The sequence below is a fragment of the Nostoc sp. WHI genome (assembly GCF_015714725.1).
Lineage (GTDB): Bacteria > Cyanobacteriota > Cyanobacteriia > Cyanobacteriales > Nostocaceae > Nostoc.
In genome coordinates this window covers 1-24579 of sequence record NZ_WBKM01000223.1, presented here as the reverse complement: position 1 = coordinate 24579, position 24579 = coordinate 1, and the positions used below count along the sequence as shown (strand labels likewise).

29 protein-coding genes and 1 tRNA gene are annotated in these 24579 nt (G+C 42.4%); 13 read left to right on the top strand and 17 right to left on the bottom strand.

Annotated elements, in window-relative coordinates; translation table 11 throughout:
- Window positions 1–3: 3 nt before the first annotated feature.
- Complete coding sequence (locus F8S12_RS22540) at window positions 4–417, top strand: Imm1 family immunity protein (RefSeq protein ID WP_196518493.1); 414 nt, start codon at window positions 4–6, stop codon at window positions 415–417.
- Between the two features lie 413 nt (window positions 418–830).
- Window positions 831–1034 (top strand): hypothetical protein, encoded by a 204-nt coding sequence (locus tag F8S12_RS22535; RefSeq protein WP_196518491.1) that lies wholly within the window; start codon window positions 831–833, stop codon window positions 1032–1034.
- A gap of 184 nt (window positions 1035–1218) precedes the next feature.
- Here F8S12_RS22535 and F8S12_RS41735 read toward each other — a convergent pair whose 3' ends face one another.
- The 5 genes from F8S12_RS41735 to F8S12_RS22510 form a co-directional block, all read right to left on the bottom strand.
- Entirely contained in the window at window positions 1219–1434 is a 216-nt protein-coding gene (locus tag F8S12_RS41735) for a PDDEXK nuclease domain-containing protein (RefSeq protein WP_442946822.1), read from the bottom strand.
- The gene (locus F8S12_RS41730) at window positions 1409–1753 is read right to left on the bottom strand and encodes a PDDEXK nuclease domain-containing protein (RefSeq protein WP_196518487.1); all 345 of its coding nucleotides are present in this window, start codon (window positions 1751–1753) and stop codon (window positions 1409–1411) included. The genes F8S12_RS41735 and F8S12_RS41730 overlap by 26 nt, the downstream gene beginning before the upstream one ends.
- Window positions 1702–2139 (bottom strand): DUF1016 N-terminal domain-containing protein, encoded by a 438-nt coding sequence (locus F8S12_RS22520; RefSeq protein ID WP_196518529.1) that lies wholly within the window; start codon window positions 2137–2139, stop codon window positions 1702–1704. Before F8S12_RS22520 ends, F8S12_RS41730 begins: the two co-directional genes overlap by 52 nt.
- Window positions 2140–2240: 101 nt before the next feature.
- Window positions 2241–2636 carry a hypothetical protein gene (locus tag F8S12_RS22515; protein WP_196518485.1) on the bottom strand — a complete coding sequence of 132 codons (396 nt, stop codon included), beginning with the start codon at window positions 2634–2636 and terminating at the stop codon, window positions 2241–2243.
- Window positions 2637–2647: 11 nt separating this feature from the next.
- Window positions 2648–2956, bottom strand: a complete 309-nt coding sequence (locus F8S12_RS22510; RefSeq protein WP_196518483.1) for a hypothetical protein — start codon at window positions 2954–2956, stop codon at window positions 2648–2650.
- A 41-nt stretch (window positions 2957–2997) separates the two neighbouring features.
- Here F8S12_RS22510 and F8S12_RS22505 point away from each other — a divergent pair, with 41 nt between their 5' ends.
- Window positions 2998–3222, top strand: a complete 225-nt coding sequence (locus F8S12_RS22505) for a hypothetical protein (protein ID WP_196518481.1) — start codon at window positions 2998–3000, stop codon at window positions 3220–3222.
- Here F8S12_RS22505 and F8S12_RS22500 read toward each other — a convergent pair.
- Window positions 3198–5465 carry a transglycosylase domain-containing protein gene (locus F8S12_RS22500; protein WP_196518480.1) on the bottom strand — a complete coding sequence of 756 codons (2268 nt, stop codon included), beginning with the start codon at window positions 5463–5465 and terminating at the stop codon, window positions 3198–3200. The two genes, F8S12_RS22505 and F8S12_RS22500, sit on opposite strands and share 25 nt — an antisense overlap.
- 433 nt (window positions 5466–5898) lie before the next feature.
- Here F8S12_RS22500 and F8S12_RS22495 point away from each other — a divergent pair, with 433 nt between their 5' ends.
- Entirely contained in the window at window positions 5899–6492 is a 594-nt protein-coding gene (locus F8S12_RS22495) for a hypothetical protein (RefSeq protein ID WP_196518479.1), read from the top strand.
- Between the two features lie 163 nt (window positions 6493–6655).
- On the opposite strand, the gene F8S12_RS22490 is transcribed toward F8S12_RS22495, so the two are convergent.
- Complete coding sequence (locus tag F8S12_RS22490) at window positions 6656–7285, bottom strand: PEP-CTERM sorting domain-containing protein (RefSeq protein ID WP_196518478.1); 630 nt, start codon at window positions 7283–7285, stop codon at window positions 6656–6658.
- Between the two features lie 512 nt (window positions 7286–7797).
- Entirely contained in the window at window positions 7798–8823 is a 1026-nt protein-coding gene (locus F8S12_RS22485) for a phosphotransferase enzyme family protein (RefSeq protein ID WP_196518477.1), read from the bottom strand.
- Between the two features lie 253 nt (window positions 8824–9076).
- Here F8S12_RS22485 and remA point away from each other — a divergent pair, with 253 nt between their 5' ends.
- On the top strand, window positions 9077–9343 hold the full coding sequence (gene remA, locus F8S12_RS22480) for an extracellular matrix/biofilm regulator RemA (RefSeq protein ID WP_073639751.1): 267 nt from the start codon (window positions 9077–9079) through the stop codon (window positions 9341–9343).
- A 177-nt stretch (window positions 9344–9520) separates the two neighbouring features.
- A complete protein-coding gene (gmk, locus tag F8S12_RS22475) occupies window positions 9521–10120 on the top strand; it encodes a guanylate kinase (RefSeq protein WP_196518528.1) in 600 nt (199 codons plus the stop codon).
- A 64-nt stretch (window positions 10121–10184) separates the two neighbouring features.
- Here gmk and F8S12_RS22470 read toward each other — a convergent pair whose 3' ends face one another.
- The 3 genes from F8S12_RS22470 to F8S12_RS22460 all read right to left on the bottom strand — a co-directional run bounded on the left by F8S12_RS22470 (window position 10185) and on the right by F8S12_RS22460 (window position 11662).
- Window positions 10185–10706: a photosystem I reaction center protein subunit XI gene (locus tag F8S12_RS22470; protein ID WP_196518476.1), complete on the bottom strand. Its 522-nt coding sequence runs from the start codon at window positions 10704–10706 to the stop codon at window positions 10185–10187.
- A 272-nt stretch (window positions 10707–10978) separates the two neighbouring features.
- Window positions 10979–11128, bottom strand: coding sequence for a photosystem I reaction center subunit IX (psaJ, locus tag F8S12_RS22465; RefSeq protein ID WP_196518475.1), 150 nt, complete (start codon window positions 11126–11128; stop codon window positions 10979–10981).
- Between the two features lie 39 nt (window positions 11129–11167).
- Window positions 11168–11662 (bottom strand): Photosystem I reaction center subunit III, encoded by a 495-nt coding sequence (locus F8S12_RS22460; RefSeq protein WP_196518474.1) that lies wholly within the window; start codon window positions 11660–11662, stop codon window positions 11168–11170.
- Between the two features lie 328 nt (window positions 11663–11990).
- On the opposite strand from F8S12_RS22460, the gene tsaD reads away from it, so the two are divergent.
- Window positions 11991–13040: a tRNA (adenosine(37)-N6)-threonylcarbamoyltransferase complex transferase subunit TsaD gene (tsaD, locus tag F8S12_RS22455; protein WP_196518473.1), complete on the top strand. Its 1050-nt coding sequence runs from the start codon at window positions 11991–11993 to the stop codon at window positions 13038–13040.
- 91 nt (window positions 13041–13131) lie between these two features.
- Here the strand turns inward: tsaD and F8S12_RS22450 are convergent, their stop codons facing one another.
- Together F8S12_RS22450 and F8S12_RS22445 are read right to left on the bottom strand one after the other, a co-directional pair.
- Entirely contained in the window at window positions 13132–14043 is a 912-nt protein-coding gene (locus F8S12_RS22450) for an alpha/beta fold hydrolase (RefSeq protein ID WP_196518472.1), read from the bottom strand.
- A 101-nt stretch (window positions 14044–14144) separates the two neighbouring features.
- Entirely contained in the window at window positions 14145–14864 is a 720-nt protein-coding gene (locus tag F8S12_RS22445; protein ID WP_086763971.1) for a hypothetical protein, read from the bottom strand.
- Window positions 14865–15719: 855 nt separating this feature from the next.
- On the opposite strand from F8S12_RS22445, the gene F8S12_RS22440 reads away from it, so the two are divergent.
- From F8S12_RS22440 to F8S12_RS22415, 6 genes are all read left to right on the top strand, one after another.
- On the top strand, window positions 15720–16271 hold the full coding sequence (locus F8S12_RS22440) for a GNAT family N-acetyltransferase (protein ID WP_196518471.1): 552 nt from the start codon (window positions 15720–15722) through the stop codon (window positions 16269–16271).
- Window positions 16272–16576: 305 nt separating this feature from the next.
- Window positions 16577–16650: transfer RNA gene (locus tag F8S12_RS22435), tRNA-Pro, on the top strand.
- A gap of 933 nt (window positions 16651–17583) precedes the next feature.
- Entirely contained in the window at window positions 17584–18408 is an 825-nt protein-coding gene (locus F8S12_RS22430) for a Tic22 family protein (protein ID WP_196518470.1), read from the top strand.
- 25 nt (window positions 18409–18433) lie between these two features.
- A complete protein-coding gene (gene prmC / locus F8S12_RS22425) occupies window positions 18434–19327 on the top strand; it encodes a peptide chain release factor N(5)-glutamine methyltransferase (protein WP_196518469.1) in 894 nt (297 codons plus the stop codon).
- A 169-nt stretch (window positions 19328–19496) separates the two neighbouring features.
- On the top strand, window positions 19497–20105 hold the full coding sequence (locus F8S12_RS22420; RefSeq protein WP_196518467.1) for an L-threonylcarbamoyladenylate synthase: 609 nt from the start codon (window positions 19497–19499) through the stop codon (window positions 20103–20105).
- Between the two features lie 98 nt (window positions 20106–20203).
- On the top strand, window positions 20204–21109 hold the full coding sequence (locus F8S12_RS22415; RefSeq protein WP_196518465.1) for a sensor histidine kinase: 906 nt from the start codon (window positions 20204–20206) through the stop codon (window positions 21107–21109).
- Here F8S12_RS22415 and F8S12_RS22410 read toward each other — a convergent pair.
- The 4 genes from F8S12_RS22410 to secD all read right to left on the bottom strand — a co-directional run bounded on the left by F8S12_RS22410 (window position 21072) and on the right by secD (window position 24510).
- The gene (locus F8S12_RS22410) at window positions 21072–21566 is read right to left on the bottom strand and encodes a GNAT family N-acetyltransferase (RefSeq protein WP_196518463.1); all 495 of its coding nucleotides are present in this window, start codon (window positions 21564–21566) and stop codon (window positions 21072–21074) included. The two genes, F8S12_RS22415 and F8S12_RS22410, sit on opposite strands and share 38 nt — an antisense overlap.
- A 105-nt stretch (window positions 21567–21671) precedes the next feature.
- On the bottom strand, window positions 21672–22085 hold the full coding sequence (locus F8S12_RS22405; protein WP_196518462.1) for a hypothetical protein: 414 nt from the start codon (window positions 22083–22085) through the stop codon (window positions 21672–21674).
- Window positions 22086–22105: 20 nt separating this feature from the next.
- Window positions 22106–23101, bottom strand: a complete 996-nt coding sequence (secF, locus tag F8S12_RS22400; protein WP_196518461.1) for a protein translocase subunit SecF — start codon at window positions 23099–23101, stop codon at window positions 22106–22108.
- Window positions 23098–24510 carry a protein translocase subunit SecD gene (gene secD / locus F8S12_RS22395; protein ID WP_196518527.1) on the bottom strand — a complete coding sequence of 471 codons (1413 nt, stop codon included), beginning with the start codon at window positions 24508–24510 and terminating at the stop codon, window positions 23098–23100. The genes secF and secD overlap by 4 nt, the downstream gene beginning before the upstream one ends.
- Window positions 24511–24579: the final 69 nt, after the last annotated feature.

Below are 24579 nucleotides of genomic sequence, written 5' to 3'. Positions count from 1 at the left end.
ATTATGTTCATTACAAAATTTTCAGTTGAAGATTGGATTGGAAATCAGAACAGGGGTTGTGTAGAGCAAGCCCATAGTTGGCAAGAAATAGAATCAGCTATTAGAGAGTTGAACGGGCATCAGAAAACACTTGTAACCCTAGAAACAGATAGGGAAACTCACATGGCTGTAGGTGGTGGTCAAGGCAAATATGTAGTATATTTGACATTTGATAATGAGAGTTTTCATTATCTTGTTGACCCATCTAAATCAGATATGGAGGAATCCGTGATAGTTGGAGGGCAAGAAGGTGTTTATCCTGCCAAGTCCTGCGTTGACTTGAATACAACCATTAAAGCGGCCAAAGCTTTCGCTGTGCTTGGGACAATGGAAGAATCAGTTATTTGGGAAAAAGATGAAGTTGTTGAGCGAGTATAAGAAATAGTCAGCGCGTCTTACATCAGGTTGGCAAGTTTTGTTCAGAGTATATGCTCTACTCTCTACCATCTAAACCCAAATTACACGATTGTCACCTCAATGCCAAAAAAGCTATTAAATACCGCTTTTACATTAAAGCTATTTAGACAGCAATTAGTTTCTCTCGATTAAGGCTTTGGAGAACACCAATCTGACCAATACGCTGAAATTATTTACTACTTTTCTCTGCCAAATGAGCAATCGAACAGAAAGTTACGCTAAGGCTGTAACCCTTGCTGGATAAGCATTCTTTCAATCAATATTTTTGGCAATTCTCAATGTACCAATTAAATTAAGTTTTATAAAATTTTTGTGGCTACTACCAGTCACAGTAGTTTAGTATATGAAAATCATTTATTAAGGTTTATAAAATTATGTCATTCAGCAAAGAATCTTTTGAAAGTTCGCCACCTCAAAAATATTATCCAAATGAAGAGGCCAAAATAAGAGGAATAGCAAAAGAAGAAATATTAGCCCTTTTGAAAGATGAAGAGTTTTTGTTACCCCTTAAAGAAAAGTTGAAAGCTGAGATTAAAGATGAAATTTTATCAGAGATTAAACTAAAGCAACAAGAATAAAGTAGACATTGAGTTAAACTAAGCCACTCAGCCATCAAGCAGCTTAGTTTAACAGATCCCCATCTACTATGTCAGGCGATCTCTCCCACAGAAGCGGCTGAGAGCAAGCTGCCAAAAATTAGTGATCGCTATGAGTCGTTAAATGTGTAGTTAAACGACATCGGCAATTAGGGGGCAGGGAACATCACCCATCATTTACCTCCAAAAGCCGTCTTAACTCCTGCTTTAAAAGCTCCGGATCTGGCAAATAAAGTTGATATCTTGACACAAAAAGCTGATTAGAAATACCACCCGTCGCATACTCAACCAAAATCTCATCCTTATCTCGCGCCAACACAATCCCTATCGGCTCGTTGTCATCCTCCATATTCTCCTCAGCGCGAAAATAATTTAGATACATATTCATCTGTCCAATATCCTGATGACTCACCGATCGCGTCTTCAGATCGATTAAAGACAAAACACTTGAGAATGCGATGAGAAAACACCAAATCCACAAAAAAATGCGTGTTGTTTAACGTAATTCGGTATTGCTGCCCAATAAATGCAAACCCCTTGCCCAACTCAAGTAGAAATTTCTCCAACTCAGCAATTAAACGATTTTCTAACTCACTCTCACGATAATAGCGGTCTGGTAAATCCAAAAACTCGAACACATAAGGATCTTTCACCACATCCCGCGCCGACTCGATCCGTTGCCCATCCTTAGCCAGTGCCAAAATCTCCGCCCATCCTTACTCAACGCCACCCGCTCAAACAAAGCCGAATCCTTCTGGCGTTTCAACTCCCGCACACTCCAGCGATCTTGGATGCACTGCTGTTCATAAAATGACCGCGCCAAATCATCCGAAATAGCTAAAAGCTCCGTATAGTGCGACCAACTCAATTTGCCAGACAGTGTTTGGCAATTCTCATAGTTCAAATAAAACAGACGCATATACTGCAAATTAGAACGGCTAAACCCCTTACCATACGCCGCTTTCAAATCTCGTGAAAGCACCTGTAACAACTTACTGCCATATTCTGCCCGTTCCTTGCCCGCTTGCTCAAACTCGACAATATAACGCCCAATCTGCCAGTAAGTTTCTACTAAAAATGCTTGTATTGCTTATGTAATATCTCTTAACCCGGTTTTCTGCGTGAATGCTACTCATACCCCGTCACGACGAATTTTGTCCAGAAATCGATGCAAGCAATGAGTGAAGTTCAACTTATCTCAAGCATTGGAGAATCGATATCTAAAAGCCAATTCTCATCAATAAATTCTAGATTTTCATCATAAACAAGAACTAACTCACCAATCTTTTGAGTATGATTATTTTGCGCTTGTGTGGCATCAGCACCAGAAGCTACAAGTGAAAACCTTAGTTGTAAAAAACGTTCTTGGTGAGTAACACCAATAGAACTGCTAACTAATTCGGCTTTTAGGATACGAGGCAACGTAATTATTTCATAATATTCATCTTGTTCATCCCAGTAACCGCAGACTTTATAATCACATTGGTTAAGATGTTCTTGAACAAGAATATTGGCATCTAAATTTTCTAATATTTCAGTTAAATCTCGCCAGACTTGATGATTTTTTAATTCCAGTCTTGTCATATTCTGTGGGTTTAATGTTCTGTTACCAAACCTGGGAAGTGTAATGTACCATCAATAAATTTTGCATGAAATCGGCGATCGCCACCTTTACCTAAGACTTTAGATTTCAAATCGTAGCCTGATTCTTGGGAAGCAACCAACCCAACATTACCGCGAGGGGGTACTTGCCCTTTCTCAATGGCTTTTAAATGTTTCCCTTTCTGATCATATTTTAATCCCAGCTTTATTTGTTCACTTGCAAATGAAATTAGCAGACCACTGATTGAAAGATATACAGTATCAGGCTGAATATCTGCCCAATTATCGGGTAAAGCTTCCATTAATTTAATAAAGCTATCTCAACTGAAAGTAGCTCTCCTCAATGAAATTAAACAAAGTGGTGATGAGCCACGAGGCGAGGGTGTCCATATTGGTGAATGGAATCAAACCTTTACTTTTTCAGCAAGCCCTATTTAGTGAAATTGTCCCATCCTTTAACAACACGCCAAATTCATTAGCTAGCTTTTCACAAAAGTCCATTGATCATTTATTGATCAATAGTTCCCATCCCCAATGCCCAATTTATCTGGTAATCCGCCCCATATAATTTCCCCATAACTGAGCTGCTTGAGCGCTGCTGCCAGATGTAGGGGAATTATTGTCGTTTCCCAACCAAACACCAGTTACAAGCCGCCGACTGGGAATAAAACCGATGAACCATAAGTCAACGTTTTTATCAGTCGTGCCAGTTTTACCAGCTTCTCTCAGTCCAATAGCAGCACTACGACCAGTACCTCTTGTGATTACGCCGCGCATCAAACTAGTCATCTCATCGGCTACACCATTTGATAGCACACGTTTGTTGGCATTCCGATCTTGGTCAAAGGAGTAGATTACACGGCAGGTTTTGATATCATTGCGATCGCGGCAATCACCACTGTCTAAAATTCGGTTAATGGCATGAGGAGGATTCGACACACCGCGATTGCCAATGACGCCGAAAGCACCAGTCATTTCTAAAACATTGACTACACTTTGACCTAGTACCAAGCCAGGAACCGGATCAAGGTTTGACTTTATTCCCAACTTCTGTGCCATCGCCACAACTTTATCCAGCCCAACTTCTATGGCAACTCGCAAAGCGATGGGATTTTCGGAAAGAGCCAGCCCAGTGGCAATATCTAAACTGCCAGCACTTGAACGACAGGGTTTATAAGTGAAGCCTTGCCAAGTAAAAGGAGCGCAGGAATAACTATTGGATGCTGAAATCCCCTGTTGAATAGCGGCGGTGTAAGCAAAGATTTTGAAGGTAGAACCTGGTTGTCTTTTGGCTTGAACGGCACGATTAAATTGACTTTTTCTGTAATCAGTCCCGCCCACCATTGCGAGGATGCTGCCAGTACTAGAGTCAAGAGTGACCACTGCCCCTTGAGAAAATTTAAAATTTCTACCAGCATTGTTCACTGAATTCCGCAACGCTGCTTCAGCTTGGCTCTGTATTGCTGGATCAAGCCGAGTTTCAATGATATAGTTGCCTTCTTTTGCCGCTCCTTCTCCCAAGATTGATTCAAGCTCAGAGAAGACGTAGTTGTAAAAATAAGGAGCGATGGTTTTGGCTTGCTGTTCACAGACCTTAGGACTAACTTGGACTGTAGAGCGTCTAGCTCGGTTTGCATCATCAGGTTTAATTTTGCCCATCTCCAGCAACCGCTTAATTACGCGATTCCGGTATTCAGCTGCTTCTAGCTTATTTGGCCCATCTCCACAAAAATCGAAAGCGTTAGGAGCAGGTAAAATTCCTACCAATGTTGCTGCTTCTGCCAAAGTTAATTCTTTAGCCGACTTCTCAAAGTAATACTGAGAAGCATCCTCAAAGCCAGAAGTATCCCCCCCCAAAAAAACCCGATTTAAGTACATCAGCAAAATTTGATCTTTGCTGTAAAAGGTTTCTAGCTTCAAGGCGACAACTGCCTCCCGCAATTTACGCCCAAGGGTATCCTGTCTGCCTACATACTCGCGGAACAAACTCCGAGCAACTTGCTGGGTTACAGTGCTGGCTCCTTGTTGCACATCTCCACTGCGGCTATTGATCAACACGGCTCGTAAAATCCCCAGAGGGTCAACCCCAAAGTGCCAGTAATAACGACTATCCTCTGAAGCCACCACCGCAGCAGGCAAATAAGGGCCAAATTCCCCTAATCGCTTCATATCTACGTGAGAGGTAGTCCGAGGCTCTCGCAAGGGAGTGGCTCCATCACGAGCATAAACAACTACTGGGGCGCGAGTGGCTGTAGGGAGGGGTCTGACTGAAAATTTCAGCCATTCGACACCAATTACCAACGCAAACAGAGCGCTGACACCGCCGACACCATAAGCTGTCCAACTTGCAGCTTTGAAGTACCAAGCTGGTGGATCGACATATTGCAACCGCACAGAAGCAGCCAGTTCTGGTGGCCCCAGGGTGAGAATATCGCCGTGACGCAGCTCTAGGGAATTGACACGACGCTTGCCCCGATAGATGCCATTGGTGGAGTTTTCGTCTTTGATGATGAAAACTGGTGCGCGCTGATTAGAATTCCGCGATAGCGACAGGTGAATTTGGCTGACAACAGGGTTACGGATGACGATATCGCTGGATTTGGAGCTACGACCTAGAATATAGCGATCGCCTAACAGTGGATATACCTCTGCCTTATCCGCCCCCGCATCCTGCACCCAGAGTTCCGGTACTTTGGCATTAGGCTTGAGCGCCAATTTAGAAAAATCGACCCTAGCTTGGATAGTATGTACCGCTTGAGTCAGTTGACCAAGTAACGTTTGTGGCTTTTGAGGGGGTTGGGGAGAACTCATCGGCTATTCATATCACAGTTTTTAGTGAAGAATTGAGCGAATTAGAATTTAGATGTTAGTCTTTCATCATTTTACTTGTAAGCCAAAGCATAAATTAGCTATACGGAACTTTTTTACTTAATTTATACTTATTTGTTACGGGATAAAAAGAATCAATTTGTGATTTTTGTCACTTTTTTACAGAGACAAGAATTTTGTGTCCATTCTCTAAGGCTTATTCTATCTAACACTATTAGTAGTTCAATAACTACAAGTAAGATTTTTGATCTTGTACTTTTGAACACTAATTGTCAATAAACAACAGATGTAATTTTTACTGCTTTCACATATCCACATATTCCGAAACAAATTTAAACATCTTCATTTAGGAAGATTTTCTAAATCTTATTGTCTGTTTTAATAGACCGAGTGTTCCGTTTAGGTTAATTTTAGAATGATGGGAAAATCTCTGACCATGATTGGTACAGCTCTATCTTTAGCGCTCTCCGCTAACATTGCTGTAGCCGAATCCAGTAAATCCCCCATAGCCCAATCCAGTAGCGACTCCACTAATGCCCCAGCGGAAATTAAGATGTCGCCAGAAGGAATGAAAATTCTGTGCGAGTATTTCCCGCTTAACTCCCGCTGTCCCAACGGCACAGCACTCACCCCTAGCGCTCCTAGTAGCACTACGGTACCAGCAGAAACCATTCCTGATAGTAGCACCACTCCTGATAGCACAACTGCACCAGGAACCATCACCTCACCTGAATCTGGCACTCCCGAAAGCACTCCAGCACCAGGAACCGTTACCCCATCTGAGTCTGGCACTCCTAGCAACTTAACTCCAGCACCAGGAACCATTACCCCATCTGAGTCTGGCACTCCTGAAAGCAGTCCAGCACCAGGAACCATTACCCCATCTGAGTCTGGCGCTCCTGAAAATAGTCCAGCACCAGGAACCATTACCCCATCTGAGTCTGGCGCTCCTGGCAGCACTACCCAACCAGGCTCTAGTTCGCCCAATACTCCTGCCACAGGTAATTAAATTAAAAGCTGGGGGATTATTTGAATAGTAGTTTTTCCTCAGCGATCGCTGGTGCATTTGACATCTTATACCAGTTAAGGTAACTGGTATAAGATACAAATCAAAATCGCTGGAACCTATAGATCAAGTCTTCGCATATATAACTGAGAAAGGGTTTCAGTAATTAAGCTTTAGCTTTTTGCTTTTGCTTGCGTTTGATGCCTGAAATAGTACCAAGTGCGCCTACGCCCAGCAAACCTAACATAGAAGCAGGTTCAGGTACAGCAGTAGATTGATAGATAAGGTTATCAACGGATAATTCATTTCCGTCAAGAGGTGTGTCAATGGTTGCATAGGCAATTGAATTGCTTCCTGCATTTAAACCAATGAAACTAGATGGAAAAGGTAATGCAGGCAATGTTGTAAAGTCCAGAGTAAGACTATTAATTAAATTATCTGCATTGTCAAATATGCTAAGAGTAATGTCAGCATTATTGGCAATAAAATCAAGACCAAACGCAGATACTGGATTTAAAAAATCAAAGCGGATTATGGATGAGTCTGCCCCATCATAATAGGCATTTCCACTTACTAAACCAACCGAACCAATAGGAAATACTACCCCATTTGTTACAGACAAATTGCCATTAGTAGCAACTAAGCTACCCCCGGCAGTGCTTTCAAAATCAAAATTAACTGCATCAGCATTAAAATCAGGACGACTAATACTAGCGGCTTGAGATGAACTAGCGCCTATTACTCCAAAACCCAAAGCGATCGCAGTAACAACAACCGATTTATTGAAAAATTTCATATTGTATAGCCCCCTATTCCACTGATGATTTGTAATCGCCTACGTATTCAATTTAATCATTCTTAACTTCTAGAAACAAGGTAGCATTGGAAATGCTTGCACAATCTTCACTGAATTAGCCTTTTTCGATATAATTAAGTAGTAAAATAGCTACAAAGACGAGCTAATAGCGTTATTTATGTCTACTTCTTCAGTAAAAACTTGTATAAAAAAATACTTATTTCAAAGTTACTAAAATCATCTATGTATTAATACTTGTAATTATATAGGAATCATATTTGATTTCTGAAAAAAACCACGAGATAATACGGAGGGATGTATCTGTAAATTATTGTAGTGTCGGCATCTTGCCCGCATCCCATATGCAAATTAAATACGCAACTGCTTAGTTCGCAAAGCGTAAGACATCCTTAATGGCATCTCGGATCTTTACCCAAATAAAATCTGACTTTCTTAATTACAAATTCATATTAAACCCATCCCTCAAAATTTATCCGCTTCAAGTTAGATACTTATAAGTCGAACAAGAACGGTTTGCCTCTAAGGTATCTGTTACAGAGTTTATGAGTGACGTAAGGTACAATCTCTAACAGGTAATCGTGTTCATTTGACTGTGATGTGAGAAAGGCAAAATTATCTACTGTTGCCCCGATAAAGAACGCCTCCAAAATATTTTGATAATCATGAGGCAATTGGCGCACGTTCTGATAGCCATTGAGGAACGATCTACGGTTTTCGGGAAATAAATGTTTGAGTGTAGAGGCAATGTCATAAAGATAGTAACCGAAGCCACAACAAGAAAAGTCGATCGCTCGTGCTTCACCTGCGTGAAAGATGTAATTTTTTTCATTCAGGTCTGCGTGAATCAAACCCCAATTAGCCTGTGTTTTTTCTAGGGCTGTCATCACATTACCAATTCGTTGCACCACAGTCTCAAGCACAGCAAAATCAGCAAAAGAGATTGTACCAGCATTTACTAGCGATCGCAGCCCCATCAATGAGGTATGTAGTTGCTCCCAGTCGTATTTTGGTCGTTTGAAGCCCAAAGGCAACTCCCAAAGGCTGGTGTGCTGGTGTAAACTAGCCATAAGTTCCCCGACTCGCCAAGCCTGTACCAGTGTGGGTTCAGTGTTGAGAGGGAAACCATCGACCCAATTTAGTAACGTACAATTGAGCGTTTCGCCAGTGTCATCAATTGCTATAGAGGTGACAAAAGTGCCATTGAGGTTCGGCACAGGGTACGGCATGACCAAATTAGTATCTTCATTCAATGCAGTCAGCCACATGAGTTCTGACTCAATGACAGCACGTTCTTGCCAGATGCGATCGCCTAAGCGAGCGATCGGATCATGGAGCCGGAGAAGAAATAACGCTTCCTGATCACAGTCTCCAGATGTAGCGCCATTTTCACCATCCCTAGTGTGAATGCGAAACGTCAAATTTTCGCCATGACCTAAGAACACCAATTGATCTACGCTGACATTGTACTGAGCCAGCGCGGTTAAAGCCAGACCGTTCCAATCAATTTTGCTCTCCATCAATTTCCGAGCCAGATACTTGTTTCAAATAAAATAAATCTACATCACTCAGTTAGCTTGGATCAGTGGAATTGCGCCTATGCCTTTGGGAAGATTTTCCCGAAATTTAGCCAATATACAGCTAAAAAAAGCATACATTAATTAAAAATGAAGTCTGGCGTGAATTTAAGCGTTGTAACTCCCGTTTTTTATAGATAACATGGAAATAAATTTATTACAAGCTTCTTAAACCGCATTTAGCATCAGTTTTTTTATGGACATTCAGTTAATCAACATCGGCTTTGGTAACATCGTGTCTGCCAACCGAGTAGTTGCCATTGTCAGTCCAGAGTCCGCCCCGATTAAGCGAATTATTACCGATGCACGGGACAGAGGTCAACTGATTGACGCAACTTATGGTCGCCGGACTAGGGCTGTAATTATCACTGATTCCAGTCACGTAATTCTGTCGGCGATTCAGCCGGAAACGGTGGCGAATCGCTTTGTGATTTCCCGCGATCATCAGACTGTAGATAATTGATTAGCAGGGGGTTAAAAATTCCACTCTCATTTGCAGGAGATCAGTACTACCATGTGAATTAGACAAATTTTCTGTGACCCCTGCTAAAAATTCTTTAGTTAATAGTAGAATAGTAGACTTGGCCAGGAATACAAAATTAATGAATAATATCTATTGATTGATTCACAAGTTGAACGGATGATGCCAGTTTTACCCATCCAGAGTATTACTACTAGCAAAGAATGTTTACATTTAGGTAGGTTGATTGTTTTAACTGGCCCTAGTGGGGTCGGTAAAGGGACTTTAATGCGATCGCTATTACAGCGTCATCCAGAACTGTATTATTCCGTATCCGCTACGACTCGTTCTCCCCGTCCAGGAGAAATTGATGGCAAAAATTATTACTTTATCAGCCAAAGTAAATTTAAACAATTAGTCGCTGAAGGTGAATTTTTGGAATGGGCAGAATTTGCTGGTAACTATTACGGCACTCCCCGCCAAGCTGTGCTTAACCAAATTCATTCCGGTAAGTTAGTGGTGCTGGAAATTGAGCTAGAGGGGGCAAGACAAATTCGTGTTTCCTTCCCTAGTGTCCTCAGCATTTTTATTTTACCGCCTTCCTTTGATGAATTAGAAAAACGGATACGCGATCGCGCCCAAGACTCAGAAGAAGCGATCGCTCGTCGTCTGTGCCGTGCCCAAGAAGAAATTAAAGCCGCAGATGAATTTGATCTTCAAATCGTTAATGACGATTTTGAAACTGCTTTAAATGACATTGAAACAGCTTTGTTTAAATAAGTTAGGAGTTAAGAGTTTAAAGTTATGAATTTTAACTCCTAACTCCTAACTCCTAACTTCTAAATTAACCGAACAAACCTTGAATTAGTCCCAGATTACTGGTCAAAAAGTAAGCAACTACAGCACCACCAATACCACCAATCAAGAAAGAACTGGCAAAGTTATTCCAGCTTTCTTTAGAGTTAAAAGCATCTGCTGGAGGGTTAGGTACATTAACACTAGCAAGTGCTTTGGGAGGATTACTGTTGGAATACAGAGACAGACAAGCGGTGAGCAAAACAACCAAGCCAATAGCTGCCAACAAACCAGCTAAGTTAGCGTTAGCTGTATCCCTCAGGGGGCCTAATTTGGCGAAGGGGCCAAATAGCAAGTAACCGTGAGCCATGCCAACTTCTAGTCCGCGTCTAGAAGGAGTTATACCAGGACGATAAGCGGGTAAGTTATTAATGAACCACCTGCTTAAGGGAGAAGCATTAATCGGGGTTTCTAGGTTGCCAATTTGCGGATCACCAAATGCGGGAAAAACAACCTCCCGATTTCTAGGATCGCTGGGGAGATTTTTTGATGCATCTACTGCTTGTGCCATTTTTTATGTTCGCCTCTAAATTTAAAATGGTGACATTTGTATATTAATAATAATTGTAGCTAAAGATATCTTTTGTTTAGGAAGTTTAGAAAAATTAATTTAGCTAGTTTTTAAGCTGTGAAACTCGCGTTCTGTCTACAGAACACGAGTTTCAAAAAACTATTTCTGCTGCATATTTTGGTGATAATTTAGCCTAACCAGGCTGAATATATCAACTACGCAATATTAGGCAAAAAACAAGACATTCAACTGCCCTAAATCCAATTTTCTACTTATGGTAGTGGGTGGAAAAGTAGGTCGGGGAAAAAGATGTTGAATTCAATCAAGAGAACTGCTGTGATGCTCAACCAGATGGTAGCTGCCACGGGTGCTGTGGAAAGGAATTTAATGAAATAAGCTGATTGGTCGCCTTTTTCTGCCATGAATTTAGCCTCCAAAACAAATGAATGAATTAAACTGACTTAGCGTGGTGAAACGGTGATTTCTGAATCCTTGGCTGTTAATTTTCCAGAGAGAAACTCTTGGATTGCTGCTACTGGCCAAGTAAAGCCTGACGCCATGATCGGTAGTGCCAAACCAAGATCGATTTGGATTTCTTTTAGTTCTGTGTCAGATTCCTTTTTGATCGCTTGTAGATAGGCACGACCTACCCAACCAATCCAACCAGCAATATATAGAAACAGAATGCTAGGGATCAAAAAGTCACCAGCGCGATCTAAACGACCATCAACAATCAAGTGGGGGTATCCCTCAGGGCCGCACAGCGCCTGAGAATAACGCTCAAACCGCTTTCTCCCTGATTCTGGGTCACCAGTGGTATTACGGGCATTAGCTGCGAGCTCTTGAAAAGCGGGATTGTCCTTGCACGGTGTCAAATTAGCCCCTAAAGCTTTTGCTGGGGAGGCAAAATTGAACCAAAGACAAATCGCTAAAATCAAAGCAAACAATCGACGCATAGAGTTGTTTCCTTTTATTACAAAACGAAAAGTTCTTTGTACAAAACGAAGCGGCTTGTACAGTTGTTTATTTGCATAACTAGGAAGTCATCATACTCTTGGGTGGGAACCGAGTAAAGTTTAAGTAAATAAAAGTTAAAGCTTCTCAACTAAAATTAGTGCTGAGTAGCGAGTAATTAGTGCTGAGTGCTGAGTAGCGAGTGCTGACTATAAGAATTGTTGTAGTAGGGTAGGGTAGTAAAGAAGCAAGATTTTCTCTCTATTACTCCAGACTCATTACTCAGCACTCAGCACTCATTACTTAGCACTCATTCTCGGTACTCAAGAAATGGCAACCATTTTAGCAATAGAAACCAGCTGTGATGAAACTGCTGTCGCAATTGTTAACAATCGTAAAGTTTGTAGCAGTATCGTAGCCTCACAAATTCCAGTCCATCAACAGTATGGCGGTGTAGTGCCAGAAGTAGCTTCCCGCCAGCACTTGGAAACGATAAATGTTGCGATCGCCCAAGCCCTAGAGCAAGCCCAACTAAACTGGGAGAAAATTGACGCAATTGCTGCCACTTGTGCACCTGGTCTTGTAGGAGCGCTGTTGGTAGGGTTAACTGCTGCAAAAACCCTGGCTATAGTACATAACAAAACATTTTTGGGAGTTCATCACCTCGAAGGTCACATTTACGCAACTTACTTGAGCGAACCAACTTTAAACCCCCCTTTCCTTAGCTTACTAGTTTCAGGCGGACATACAAGCTTGATTTATGTCAAAGATTGTGGTAATTACGAAACCCTCGGACAAACCCGTGATGATGCTGCGGGTGAAGCCTTTGATAAAGTGGCGCGATTGTTAAAGCTGGGTTATCCGGGTGGCCCAGCGATTGACAAGCTAGCACAAGAGGGAAATCCTCAAGCCTTTGCTCTACCAGAAGGAAAAGTTTCTCTACCGGGCGGGGGATTTCATCGTTATGACACAAGTTTTAGTGGGTTAAAAACGGCTGTATTGCGTTTAGTGCAGCAGTTAGAGAAAGATGGTGGACAAGTACCAGTGGCAGACGTAGCAGCTAGCTTTCAGGAAACCGTAGCGCGATCGCTGACCAAAAGAGCGATCGCCTGTGCCCTTGACTATGGGCTAGACACAATTGCCGTTGGTGGTGGTGTAGCCGCCAATAGCGGCTTGAGAAAAAACCTCCAAGCTGCCGCCATCGAACATAACCTCCGTGTCCTATTCCCCCCTCTAAAATTCTGTACCGATAACGCCGCCATGATCGGCTGTGCCGCCGCCGATCATCTAGCCTGTGGTCATACATCCCCCCTCACACTAGGCGTTGAATCTAGGTTAGCCCTTACCCAGGTGATGAAGTTGTATCAACCTGTTGAGTAGTCATTTGTCATTTGCAAATGCCCCATGCCTATTGCCTATTGCCTATTGCCTATTGCCTATTGCCTATTGCCTATTGCCTATTGCCTATTGCCTATTGCCTATTGACTATCAACCGGATGTAATCAGCAACCGCATCCGGCTGTTCTAACATAGCCAAGTGTCCGCAATCAGGAATTTCCAAAACATTGTCACCACAATATTGGAATAATCTGTGAAAGCTAGCTAAATGGCGGACATATTTGGGTTCCATAACCTTGTCTTCAGTACCAGCCAAAAAATAAACTGGCTGCTTCAGTTGGGATACTATCTCAGGTAAACGGTTGATTTCTTCCTCAGTTGTGGAATCTAACAGAGTTCCCAGCGCCGCTTCTGGGTCAGCCACAACGAAATCAATTACCCTCTGACGCGCCCAATAACGCTCCAAAGGACGCGCCACACTGGCTCTAGTAAACAGCAAATCAATCAAAGGCACTTGGGACAACCAGCGCGGCCGGACTTGCAAAAATTTCTGACCCGCCGAGCGAAACTTCTCAAAGGCTTCTTTGAGGTAAATACCACCGCCAGCGTTGATACAGATAACTCCCTTAACACACTCAGGTATTTGATCTGCTCCCCAGAGGGCGATCGTGCCTCCCAAAGAGTGCCCAATTAGCCAAGCACTGGTAATATTTAACTGTTTTAGGAGAATCGCTAAATCCTGAGCATAGGCAGCAGGAGTATAAAGAGAATTGAAAGATGACCCAACCTCACTAGTGGAGATGGGCGTTAGGCTCAAAGACGTTTGTACCCGACTAAAATCGGTTTTTACTTGGGACTGGGATTCACCAAAACCCCGCAAATCATAGGACAAGCACTGCACATCATCTGATAGGCGGGAAATCACAGGTTGCCAATATCTACGACTATTGAGCCAACCGTGGATAAATACTAAAGCGTGAGCGCAGGAAGTGGGAGCCGTTAGCTCGTATGCGTGTGGAACGCCCAAGATTTCGATAGTTGCCATACTTATATCGTACCGCTAAGGGTGGATGCGACTAAATACGCAATAGGAAGAAGTTAGGAGTGATAAATTTTTAACTCCTAACTCTTAACTCCTCACTTTTTTCATTTCCCCAGTAACCTCTGTCGCACTCCCTCAGCAATTTTGTGACCCAGATATTCAGGAATGAGGCTTTCATTCGGCCCCAGCAAATAGAGAATTAGCCGTGTACGTCCGCGCCAAACCAGTAAATTGGCATTGACTACCAGTAGGTCTTCTTGCCAGATGGCGTACATCACTTTGTAGAATAATCCTGGTTGGTTATCAGCTTCAATCACTAGGGCAGGGAGATGAAAGACCGGATCGACATAGAACTCAGTTTGTACCTGCTCTAAGCCAGTGTCAAGATTGAATTCTACTGCCAGCATTTCTTCTACCTCAAACCGACCTCCTAAAGCCTCACGGATGGCACGACAGACATTTTCTGCGGTTTTATCGGTCAAGGCTTTACTACCACGAGACACCAACAGTTTGATAAAAACTAACATCGGCGGACGAATCTGACCATATAGACTCAGACCGTGGATAGTCAACCCATAAGCTGCTAATACACCAAAAATATCGCTGAGGAGAAAAGACTGGTTGCGGTAGGCAAAATGCAAAGCACTTTTGCTACCTTCGGGTTTCAGCTCAATAACAGCACGTCTAGTTTTATAGAGACGGTAGGCTAGCCGTAAGTTTTGCAGTTGAATCTCACTGCTGACGAATTGCTCATAAAACTGGGGAAACGCTCGGTTAAAGCGCTTTAGGAGTTCCAGTGTCGAAGATTTTAAACCAGAAGCCATTGTTAAAGGTAAGACTCGCTTGCTTTCGTCACCTGGGTGTTAGGGACTGGGGACTGGGGACAAGGAAGGGGGAGAGTATTCTCAATGCCCAATCCCTTGTATACAATTTACTCCTAAGCTAACGTGCATTTAAACTCTATACGAGTAATTGCCAGCATTAGGTTTTTCCATTTTGAATTTTAAATTTTGAATTGCTTATAAAAACACTCGTTGAAAACCCTTGAGTAACAGGCGCTATGCGCCGTATTACGTACTTTAGGCTGCGTGATGAAAACGGTTTGAGGTGTTTACGCTTTACTTCACGTTCTGGTAAAATTAGATTTAACAGGAACGGTAATCAACCTGTATAAAAACCTAAATGCCTAGCGGCAATCTGTACCTTGACAATTGAAGATATGGGGTTCTATTCCATAGTTCTAGTTCCTGCCCAGGAATAGGTAAAATTTTCATGGGGACTAGGCAATCAGAATTTCAATTAAACAAATTTTGGAATCATTCAACTACCGAGGGGCACTCGGAAAGTTAACGCTTGAGGAGAGAACCACCTCTGGCTTAGATACCGCAAGGGGTCTAATCTAAGTGGACTCGTTGAATCAAGAATCCCCGCACCTTCAGGTCGGGGAGTGTCAAATTCTTCCCTTTTGGTAAATTTCTCCTCGCTTTTACAACAAAATGCTAAAGTTGAAAATGATTGGTGTGAAACACGCCCTAACTAGCTGTCGCCATTGCAAATCCCGAAAACAACCGAAAAACTTTGAGTGTAAGGGGCAATAAAGGGGGGTAACTATGTTAGGCGTGAATCAACACTCTTGAGAGTGGAAACCAATTCAGTTATACTACCCGAACCGCTTTGGCATGGGTTTTTGGAAAACTTGGTTTAGTACTCCTGAATCTGTAGCGACAACTAGAACAAACTCCTTTGAAGAGCATACAGCCGAGGCCACGGGCAACTCCAGTTTCGGTGGCGTTAGCGAAGCTTCTTTAAAAGAAGCTCGCATTGTCTTTAGCACGGAGCGAGACATTGACCTGTATGAACTAGAAGAACTTTGTGATGCAGTTGGTTGGTCGCGTCGTCCTCTAAGAAAAGTCAAAAAAGCTATTGAGCATAGTTTTCTTGTCGCCTCAATGTGGCAGGTGAGAGGAAATCAAAAGCGGCTCATTGGTTTTGCACGGGCTACGTCAGACCATGCGTTTAATGCCACTATCTGGGATGTGGTTGTTCACCCAGACTTTCAAAGTCAAGGACTGGGTAAGGCGCTGATGAAATACGTTCTCAAAAAACTTAGGAGTGAAGAAATTAGTAATGTTACTCTCTTTGCTGACCCTCATGTTGTAGATTTCTACCGAACTATGGGGTTTATGGCTGATCCAGAGGGGATCAAAGGGATGTTTTGGTATCCTCACTAATGCTTAATCCAAATAAAACTCGATTCGCACAATCAATCAGGTATAATACTGAGAGTCTATTATTTTGATGTGCTTTGGCAAGGTTTAGCCGAGGAAAAAGCAAGTATGTATGTCTTGTGAAACGAAGTCGGCAGAAAAACTTTTATTGATGTAATAATGAAATATATGTAGTATTTGCGCGAAGATTAGAAAAATTAGGCAGAAGGCTGTGTAATGTGATATAATAATTAAGTTAATACTTTTAACAAAGCGCGATCGCTTTTATGGAAGTTAAAACAAAACCGTAAAGAGTAGATAAATCTAGCCGGGATGTAGCGCAGCTTGGTAGCGCGCCTGCTTTGGGAGCAGGATGCCGCAGGTTCAAATCCTGTCATCCCGATTTCATTAATCCACTTACAATCAATAAATCCCAGATTTACTAAATAAATCTGGGATTTATTAATTATGTCAAATTAAAAAACCAAAATTTTAATTTGGGCATTACGGCATTCAAAGGGTTGTAAATAGCAGCTTACGTTACTATATTTTGATAAGGCACGAGAACTTTTAGTAAATGTCTATACAGGCTTACATAGGGCTAATCATTTTGTTCAGGTTTTTCAGTCCTAGTAATTAACTGGTCTACAAAATTTCTCAAAGCAAGAGACGCGATAAATCGCCGTCTCTACAAAGGACTAATATTGTAAAGACGGCGTAGGGTCTGTCATCAAAAAACCTTATCCGAACCGTATTGATGGGGGATTGGCTAGAGTTTTATTGCTAAGATGTGCAATTAAATTGCATATTTTTACAAAGACTACCTATTGGGCTATTCCACTCTTAGTCTGGTTTTGAAGCCTAAGAGTTAAGTTTAGCGCTCAAGCATTAAGGTATTTCTGACACTAAACTTTGTATAAATTTAAGAAGATATTAAATCAACCGTAGATGGAACGATTGATTTATTAATAACGTCACCCAATATTAGAGAAAGCTAATAAAATAGCGTTGATTCGAGCTAGAGTTGGAGAGACTTTTAACTTTTTGAAAAGCCATAAACTAGGCATCTACAGCATTAGGCGGTGAATAGTAAAGTTAAATAGACAGAAACACAACCTTAGCATAGTAAATTGGTGAAGGCAATACTATATCAACCTAAATAGTTCAGAAATATTGGACTTTGAAAGTTCACTGTTAACAGTGAACTAACATGATGAGTTTTTCACAAATAAATTTTCACAACTAAAATAGATTGCTATATAACTAAAGCTAGTTGGTGCTGTGCAAATCCAACCGTTTGTTTAATTTAAGTGGACTATTAATGCGAGGAGCAGTCATGAAATCATTTATTCGCTTGGGCGCAACATTGGGTATAGCTGGCAGTGTATTTTTAGCGGGACTTTCAGGAATAGGCCATTTACCAGGAATAGGCAATCTAGAGGCGATCGCATTGCCACAAGATCAGATAGTGAAAAAGCTACAAGAAGTACCCGTCTTCACGCTCACCAATCCTAAAGGCGAATTCGTAATTCTTTCGAGGAACAATGCCAACGCATCCAAGCCGATCTCTCAAGTGGGATTTTTTATTAGCAAGCAAGATGCTCAAAAATTCCTTGATAATCGGATCAAAAAAGAAAATCCTAAGTTGGCAAGTACGCTACAGGTTAGACCTTTGTCTCTGGCAGACTATTACAAAATAGTCCAAGAAAGCAAAAAGAAACCAGACTCTGTAATTTATACTTTAGTACCGACGCAACAACAGGTAGCTTCGGCAACAAGTATGCTAAATCAAAATGGTAAAAAAGGGGAGCAATTCACTGGTATTCCCTTATTTGTACCCAAGTTTAAGAAAGATAATAGTTATCTGACCATTCCCGTCCCTAAAGGCAACGAGCGGTACATCCCTTTCTTTTTTGAGAAAGAGCAAGCAGTGGCTCTATTAGAGGAATTCAAAAAAGCCGTACCCAAGGAAGCAGGTAATACTGAGATTCAGGTGGTGGATTTGTACGGTGTTATGGAGGCTCTCAATAGCAGCAACGATCCTGGTATAAATAAAATCGTTTTATATCCATCAAGAGAGTCAATCAATTTTATTCGATCGCTTACCCCGAATCAATCACCAGCGGCCAAGCCCCCAGCTGCGCCCGCTCCGAAAAAATAACGGTTATCCACTTCCAAGTTGAGGGATGGGGGAGAAACATTTGATAGTTTCTGGTTTACAACTTTGGCAGTGGCGGAATGCTGCTCACCAAGCAGCGATCGCCACTGATGTCCCACCAGGGGAGGTTGATTGGCTTCTCCTCGAAGTTGCTGGGTTAGACCGTTTGGCACTGCGTTTGGAGTCTTTTAAAAACTGGCCGCAAATTCAGCTGCAATTGCCTTTAGAAGAGTTAGACCAATTGTGGCAGAGGCGATTAAATGATCGGTTGCCTGTGCAGTACATTGCCGGAGTTACACCTTGGCGCCAGTTTAAAATTGCAGTGTCGAGTGCGGTTTTGATTCCCAGACCAGAGACAGAGAGCTTAATTGATCTAGCTTTAGCAGCAGATGTTAGTAATGCTTTAGGACACTGGGCAGATTTGGGTACTGGGAGTGGAGCGATCGCTTTGGGATTAGCAGATGTCTTGCCAAAAGCAACAATTCATGCAGTTGATTACAGTTTAGAAGCTTTGGCGATCGCCCAAGTCAACGCTCATAATTTGGGTTTTGCTGACCGGATTCGATTTTATCAAGGTTTCTGGTGGGAGCCACTGGCATTGTTAAAAGGTCAGTTCAGTGGTATGGTGTCGAACCCGCCCTACATCCCCACCAGCACCTTACCTACCCTGCAACCAGAAGTAGTTAACCATGAACCACATCTAGCTTTGGATGGTGGTGCTGATGGCTTAGATTGCATCCGCCATTTGATTGAAATCTCCCCTAGCTATTTGCAACCTGGTGGCGTGTGGCTCATTGAGATGATGGCAGGACAGGCAGATGCAGTGCGAGAACTTTTGCAAAATCAAGGTAGCTACTGTAAAATTCAAATTCACGCTGATTTAGCTGGAATTGAAAGGTTTGCTGTAGCTTATAAAAGTTAGGAGTGATGAGTTATGAGTTATGAGTTATGACAATTCCTCACTCCTAACTTCTAACTCCTTAGGACTTACGCAAACAATAGTCGAAACCCTTATTTTATGGTAGGGGCAATTCATGAATTGCCCCTACCGTGTGTAGCTTTGCGTAAGTCCTACTCCTAACTTTGTAAACATGACACAAGTTTCTCTAACAAATCTGATAGCTGGCGCACGCGCTGGGTTATTAGTGAGCTTTCCCACTGATACCGTTCCCGCACTTGCAGCGATACCAGAAAAAGCGGCACTAATTTTTGCGGCGAAGCAACGCAGTCAAGACAAACCTTTGATTTTGATGGCTGCTAATGCTGAAGATTTGTGGCTGTATGTCAAAGGTAGTGAGAATGAGTATAAAGTTTGGCAAGAACTGGCAGATAAATATTGGCCAGGAGGGCTGACATTAGTTTTACCTGCAAGCGATCGCCTACCAAAAGTTATGAATCCTATCAATCCAACAACAATTGGTATCCGAGTACCGAAGAGTGCGATCGCTCAAACTATTTTGACGCAAACAGGCCCCCTTGCCACCACTAGCGCCAATTTTTCTGGTCAGCCGCCCTTGCAGACAATGGCAGAAATTGAGGTTCAGTTCAATACGGTTCTGACTCTAGCAACGACAGAATGCCAGGGTGAATTACCAGGAATGGGTATACCTTCCACCGTTGCAAAATGGACAGGGATAAATTGGCAGATTTTGCGGCAAGGTGCAATAAAGTTAGATATTTCGACTGATAACCAGATATAGGTAGTTATAATATTGTTTTCCTGATTTCAACAACAGAGAAATCTCGAACTTTAGTTTGCGCTGTTGTGGTCAATTAACAAGTTAATAATTCCCAGATTATGAATTTGAGCAACTGGATATATCTAGGAGCAGGAATAGCACTAGGTATAGGTTTTAGTCGGTTCTTTGCGCGAGCACCAAACACTTCATCTAGCTCATCTCTAGTAGCGCCATTAGCTCAAGAGGAGATGCCACCAATATCGCAACAGCTACAGCAAACGCAGCTAGCATATCAAATGGCAAGGGAAATGAGCCAGTTTAAAGCTGGTTTTTTGGCGCGGACTACTCATGAATTGCGATCGCCCCTAAACGGTTTAATTGGCTTACATCAGTTAATTTTGTCGGATTTGTGTGAAGATCCAGCTGAAGAGCGAGAATTTATTGCCCAAGCTCACGAGCGAACGCTGAAGCTGCTGAAGGTGATGGATGAAATTCTCAACGTTGCTAGAACTGAACATGGTACCAATAAATTAGATATTCAGCCCAGACCATTAGCCCAAATTTTGGAGGAGGTTTATGACTTAACTTATATGCTGGCGAAAAATCGCAATTTTCCCTTGCAATTGTTACCCACCGACCCAGAAATTTATGTTTTGGCAGATTACCTTTGGCTCCGCCAAATATTGATCAGTTTGATAGACACTGCCATTACTCAGATGGAGGAAGGCAGCATCTGTATTTCCACCAGCATTCTGTCTAAAAGTAATTTTGTAAACATTTGGCTGGATGTACCAACTCATGCAATACCATCGAGCGAGCCGATTGATTTAATGAAATTTGAAGATCAGCCGACTCGGATTAATCCTTCCCCAGGAATGAGGCTATTAATCAATCAGACTTTAGTGGAAGTTATGGGAGGAAAATTAGAAATCCTGCCCTCGACCATTGCAAAGGAACCACTTCACCAGATTACCAGACTACAAATTTCTATCTCCCTAGCGATTCCTGAAGCTGAACTTCTGTAGCAGGAATGGAAGCAAGGTTAGGTAGGTTGTGTAGCACCATTGTAGTGGTGGTGTTGGGTTTGAAACCAATCTTTTTGTAAAACTCCTGTTGGTGAGTAGTCATCAGGTAAACGCGTTCAACCGAGATCATGCGGGGATGACTCAAAACGGTTTCCACTAAATTGCTTCCCAGCCCACTACTTTGATAATCTGGATGAATCACAACATCCCAAATTGTGGCGCGATATATGCCATCAGATATTGCTCTAGCAAAGCCAATAAGTCGATCGCGATCGCAAACGGAAATCACTGGTTCACTGTTGGCAATGGCTATGCCTAAATCTTCAATACTGCGGCCTTTTGCCCAAAAAGCTGAAACGTCTAATAGTTCTTGAAGTTGGTAAAGATCAATTTCAGACTTGCGATCGCCTTTGGCGCAGCGGAGCTGTTCGCTAAATTGAATCTGAGAGTCGTTCATGTATGGCATCCACTTTTGGCAGTATCTTTTAGTATGGTTAAGTCATATTTTGCCAGAAACTGAAATTGCTGTACCTGTATATGTATATGCAACGATAAAGAAAAATTAATGACAAACCCACTTCCACAGAGGATGAGTTGCTCCCTGTTGACGTATTCGATAAACTTGTTTTTCTAAACGTTGTTTTTCCTGCTGTGGTAGTCCAAGTAAGATATTTCGACTTTGCCAAACTAAAACAGCAGCAGTCATCCCGATACAAAAGGCTAAACCGAAGGTAGACAGTGGATGATAGAAGAGTCCATATCGCACCGCTACCCAGGTAAAATATTGCTGCCACAGAGAAATTTCTGCACGTAAACCCCACAAGGAAACAGGCGCAATTGTAAGCCACAAACAGCCCACAAACAGCCACCTGCCATATATTGTCAGCTTGTGTAGCCTTTGTACTTGTTGAGCAAACAATGGGTCAGATTTCTCAAAGTCTGGGACAGTAATTAATGGTTCTTCCGATTGATCCATATTGTGAAATGCACACAAGTTTAACTATCCTGGGAACTGGCAGATGTATCAATCGACTCACCACTGACTACCACGCTTGTTTGACCCCTGCGCTCTCGCCACAAAGTTAGAAGAGTACTGGCGATGAAAATACTTGAATAAGCCCCGGCTGTAAAGCCAATAATTAGAGCTAAGGCAAAGTTTTTCAGCGTTTCTCCCCCAAACAAAAAGATAGCAAACAATGACAGCATTGTAGCAAAGGTCGTGTTGATAGACCTTGTTAAGGTTTGGTTTACTGCATCATCCACGATGTCAGCAATTGGTCGATTGGGATTTATTTGCAGGGTTTCCCGAATGCGATCGTAAATCACTACAGTGTCGTTAACTGAGAAACCTGTAATTGTCAGCAGGGCAACAATGAATAGACTATCTACTTCAGTACCCAATACCAAACCCAAAATCGAAAACATCCCTGCCGTAATCAAGACATCATGAAATAGAGCAACGATCGCAAACACCGCATAATCTAACTGGAAGCGGAAGCTTAAGTAAGCAATGATGCCTGCAAAGGAAACTATCAGAGCTATTACCCCAGATCTAAAAAGTTCTGCGCCCAGAGTCGGGCCAACGGTGTCAAGTTGGTTTTTTTGCTCGTCAAAAGTGCCGATTTTTTCACTTAAGACATTTTGCAAGTTGGTACGCTGCTCGCGATCCAAGTTTTTTGTGCGAATTAATATACCATTTTCTGCACCTGTGTCTCTGTCAGCGACAATTTGGATGCTACTATCGCCCAGCCCCTGTGCTTTAGCTATTTCCCGGACGACATTAATATCAATTGGCTGGTTGCAGTTACCAGGTTTGGTACAATCCCGTTCAAACTGCAATCGTGTACCACCGACAAAATCCAAACTGGGACGTAGGGGTGCTTTAATATTTGGGTTTTGCCAAGAAATCACCATTGAGATGATACTAGCGAGGATGAAGGCACAAGAAATAGCCCACCAAAGCGATCGCGATTTGTTAATACTTAGTTTCATTGAGCCACCTCTGCCTTATTTGATGCTGGCAGGTTCGGACAGAAATATTCTGGTTTCCGCAGTGCGGGAATTGTATATGCTAAAAACATGAGGGTGCGACTACAAGTAATTGCGCTAAACATACTCACTGCTACGCCCAAAGCTAAAGTTAGGGCAAAGCCTTTCACTAAACCAGCTCCTAGCCAAAATAGTGCGGCACAGGCAATAACTGTGGTAACGTTGCCGTCTAAAATACTCGAAAAGGCGCGATAAAAACCAGATTCTATAGAACGATACAGGGATTTCCCCGCTCGCAATTCTTCCCGTGTCCGTTCAAAAATTAGTACATTCGCGTCCACCGCCATCCCAATACTGAGGATAAAACCGGCAATTCCTGGCAGGGTCAGGGTGATACCCAATAAAGCAAAGCTAGCCCAGGTTAACAAAGCGTAGATTAATAATGCTACATCAGCAATTAATCCTGGTAGTCTATAGTACACCACCATAAATATTAATACTAAAGTCAGACCACCCATACCAGCGTAGATACTGCTAGTGATACTGTCTTTACCCAAGGTTGCTCCAACAGTGCGGATTTCTGCGATTTCTACGGGTACGGGTAATGCTCCACCGCGCAGCTGCACACCTAAGTCGTTGGCTTGTTCTGGGGTAAATCGACCTGTAATTACGGCAGAGCCACCAGCAATACCAGTACTGGCAAATTCTATACCCACAGTAGGAGCGCTGATCAGTTCATTGTCTAGAAAAACACCAATGCTACGCCCAGTACCAGCAAGGTTTTTTGTCAGTTCGGCGAACAGTTCACCACCCTTTTGGTCAAAGCGAATGGCAACATTCCAGTCGTTACCTTGAGTAGGTTCACCAGAGGCATCCTTGAGGTATTTGCCCTCTAGTGGTGGCTTGGTACTTTCAAACAATTCAGCGATCGCTTGATTATTTTTCTGCAAATCTTCTTGATTTTTGACAATTGCTGCTTTGTCAGTACTCTTTCTCAACTCTTCTTGCTTGGCTTTCAACTCGGCTCTAGATGTTTGAAAAGCAAACAGTTGAGTTTCTGTATTTTGCTTTTGGGTACGAAATTCTAACTGCGCCGTACCTCCCAACACTCGTTCAGCTTGCTCTGGATCATTAACTCCTGGTAGTTGCACCAATATTTTATCTGTGCCAACTGTTTGAATCACAGGCTCAGAAACACCCAGACCATTAATCCGACCCTCGACAACTTTCTTCACACCTTCCAATTCTCGTTCGGTGATTTTGGGAATATCTGCTGATGGTTTCACCTGAATTGTGAGCTGTGAGCCTCCGCGCAAGTCCAGTCCAAGAGGTATCGGAATTGTGGCAATCACCGTAATTGCGGCGATTATCAGAACTAAAATCAAAATTAATAGCGATCGCTGTCTTTGCATACCATAACTCGCAACTGACAAAGGCTATAATAGCGCTCTTTTGTAGAGTTATGAATGGGGAGTGGGGAG

What these genes read in the sequence shown, in the direction of transcription:
- F8S12_RS22440 (WP_196518471.1), top strand. Translation starts at nt 15,720, where the DNA reads ATGGGTTTTTGGAAAACTTGGTTTAGTACTCCTGAATCTGTAGCGACA.
- remA (WP_073639751.1), top strand. Translation starts at nt 9,077, where the DNA reads ATGGACATTCAGTTAATCAACATCGGCTTTGGTAACATCGTGTCTGCC.
- F8S12_RS22510 (WP_196518483.1), bottom strand. Translation starts at nt 2,956, where the DNA reads ATGGAAGCTTTACCCGATAATTGGGCAGATATTCAGCCTGATACTGTA.
- F8S12_RS22470 (WP_196518476.1), bottom strand. Translation starts at nt 10,706, where the DNA reads ATGGCACAAGCAGTAGATGCATCAAAAAATCTCCCCAGCGATCCTAGA.
- F8S12_RS22430 (WP_196518470.1), top strand. Translation starts at nt 17,584, where the DNA reads ATGAAATCATTTATTCGCTTGGGCGCAACATTGGGTATAGCTGGCAGT.
- F8S12_RS22485 (WP_196518477.1), bottom strand. Translation starts at nt 8,823, where the DNA reads ATGGAGAGCAAAATTGATTGGAACGGTCTGGCTTTAACCGCGCTGGCT.
- F8S12_RS22515 (WP_196518485.1), bottom strand. Translation starts at nt 2,636, where the DNA reads ATGACAAGACTGGAATTAAAAAATCATCAAGTCTGGCGAGATTTAACT.
- F8S12_RS22450 (WP_196518472.1), bottom strand. Translation starts at nt 14,043, where the DNA reads ATGGCAACTATCGAAATCTTGGGCGTTCCACACGCATACGAGCTAACG.
- F8S12_RS22535 (WP_196518491.1), top strand. Translation starts at nt 831, where the DNA reads ATGTCATTCAGCAAAGAATCTTTTGAAAGTTCGCCACCTCAAAAATAT.
- F8S12_RS22415 (WP_196518465.1), top strand. Translation starts at nt 20,204, where the DNA reads ATGAATTTGAGCAACTGGATATATCTAGGAGCAGGAATAGCACTAGGT.
- F8S12_RS22490 (WP_196518478.1), bottom strand. Translation starts at nt 7,285, where the DNA reads ATGAAATTTTTCAATAAATCGGTTGTTGTTACTGCGATCGCTTTGGGT.
- F8S12_RS22495 (WP_196518479.1), top strand. Translation starts at nt 5,899, where the DNA reads ATGATGGGAAAATCTCTGACCATGATTGGTACAGCTCTATCTTTAGCG.
- gmk (WP_196518528.1), top strand. Translation starts at nt 9,521, where the DNA reads ATGATGCCAGTTTTACCCATCCAGAGTATTACTACTAGCAAAGAATGT.
- secF (WP_196518461.1), bottom strand. Translation starts at nt 23,101, where the DNA reads ATGAAACTAAGTATTAACAAATCGCGATCGCTTTGGTGGGCTATTTCT.
- F8S12_RS22540 (WP_196518493.1), top strand. Translation starts at nt 4, where the DNA reads ATGTTCATTACAAAATTTTCAGTTGAAGATTGGATTGGAAATCAGAAC.
- F8S12_RS22505 (WP_196518481.1), top strand. Translation starts at nt 2,998, where the DNA reads ATGAAATTAAACAAAGTGGTGATGAGCCACGAGGCGAGGGTGTCCATA.
- prmC (WP_196518469.1), top strand. Translation starts at nt 18,434, where the DNA reads ATGGGGGAGAAACATTTGATAGTTTCTGGTTTACAACTTTGGCAGTGG.
- F8S12_RS22405 (WP_196518462.1), bottom strand. Translation starts at nt 22,085, where the DNA reads ATGGATCAATCGGAAGAACCATTAATTACTGTCCCAGACTTTGAGAAA.
- psaJ (WP_196518475.1), bottom strand. Translation starts at nt 11,128, where the DNA reads ATGGCAGAAAAAGGCGACCAATCAGCTTATTTCATTAAATTCCTTTCC.
- tsaD (WP_196518473.1), top strand. Translation starts at nt 11,991, where the DNA reads ATGGCAACCATTTTAGCAATAGAAACCAGCTGTGATGAAACTGCTGTC.
- F8S12_RS22460 (WP_196518474.1), bottom strand. Translation starts at nt 11,662, where the DNA reads ATGCGTCGATTGTTTGCTTTGATTTTAGCGATTTGTCTTTGGTTCAAT.
- F8S12_RS41735 (WP_442946822.1), bottom strand. Translation starts at nt 1,434, where the DNA reads ATGTATCTAAATTATTTTCGCGCTGAGGAGAATATGGAGGATGACAAC.
- F8S12_RS22445 (WP_086763971.1), bottom strand. Translation starts at nt 14,864, where the DNA reads ATGGCTTCTGGTTTAAAATCTTCGACACTGGAACTCCTAAAGCGCTTT.
- F8S12_RS22420 (WP_196518467.1), top strand. Translation starts at nt 19,497, where the DNA reads ATGACACAAGTTTCTCTAACAAATCTGATAGCTGGCGCACGCGCTGGG.
- F8S12_RS22410 (WP_196518463.1), bottom strand. Translation starts at nt 21,566, where the DNA reads ATGAACGACTCTCAGATTCAATTTAGCGAACAGCTCCGCTGCGCCAAA.
- secD (WP_196518527.1), bottom strand. Translation starts at nt 24,510, where the DNA reads ATGCAAAGACAGCGATCGCTATTAATTTTGATTTTAGTTCTGATAATC.
- F8S12_RS22500 (WP_196518480.1), bottom strand. Translation starts at nt 5,465, where the DNA reads ATGAGTTCTCCCCAACCCCCTCAAAAGCCACAAACGTTACTTGGTCAA.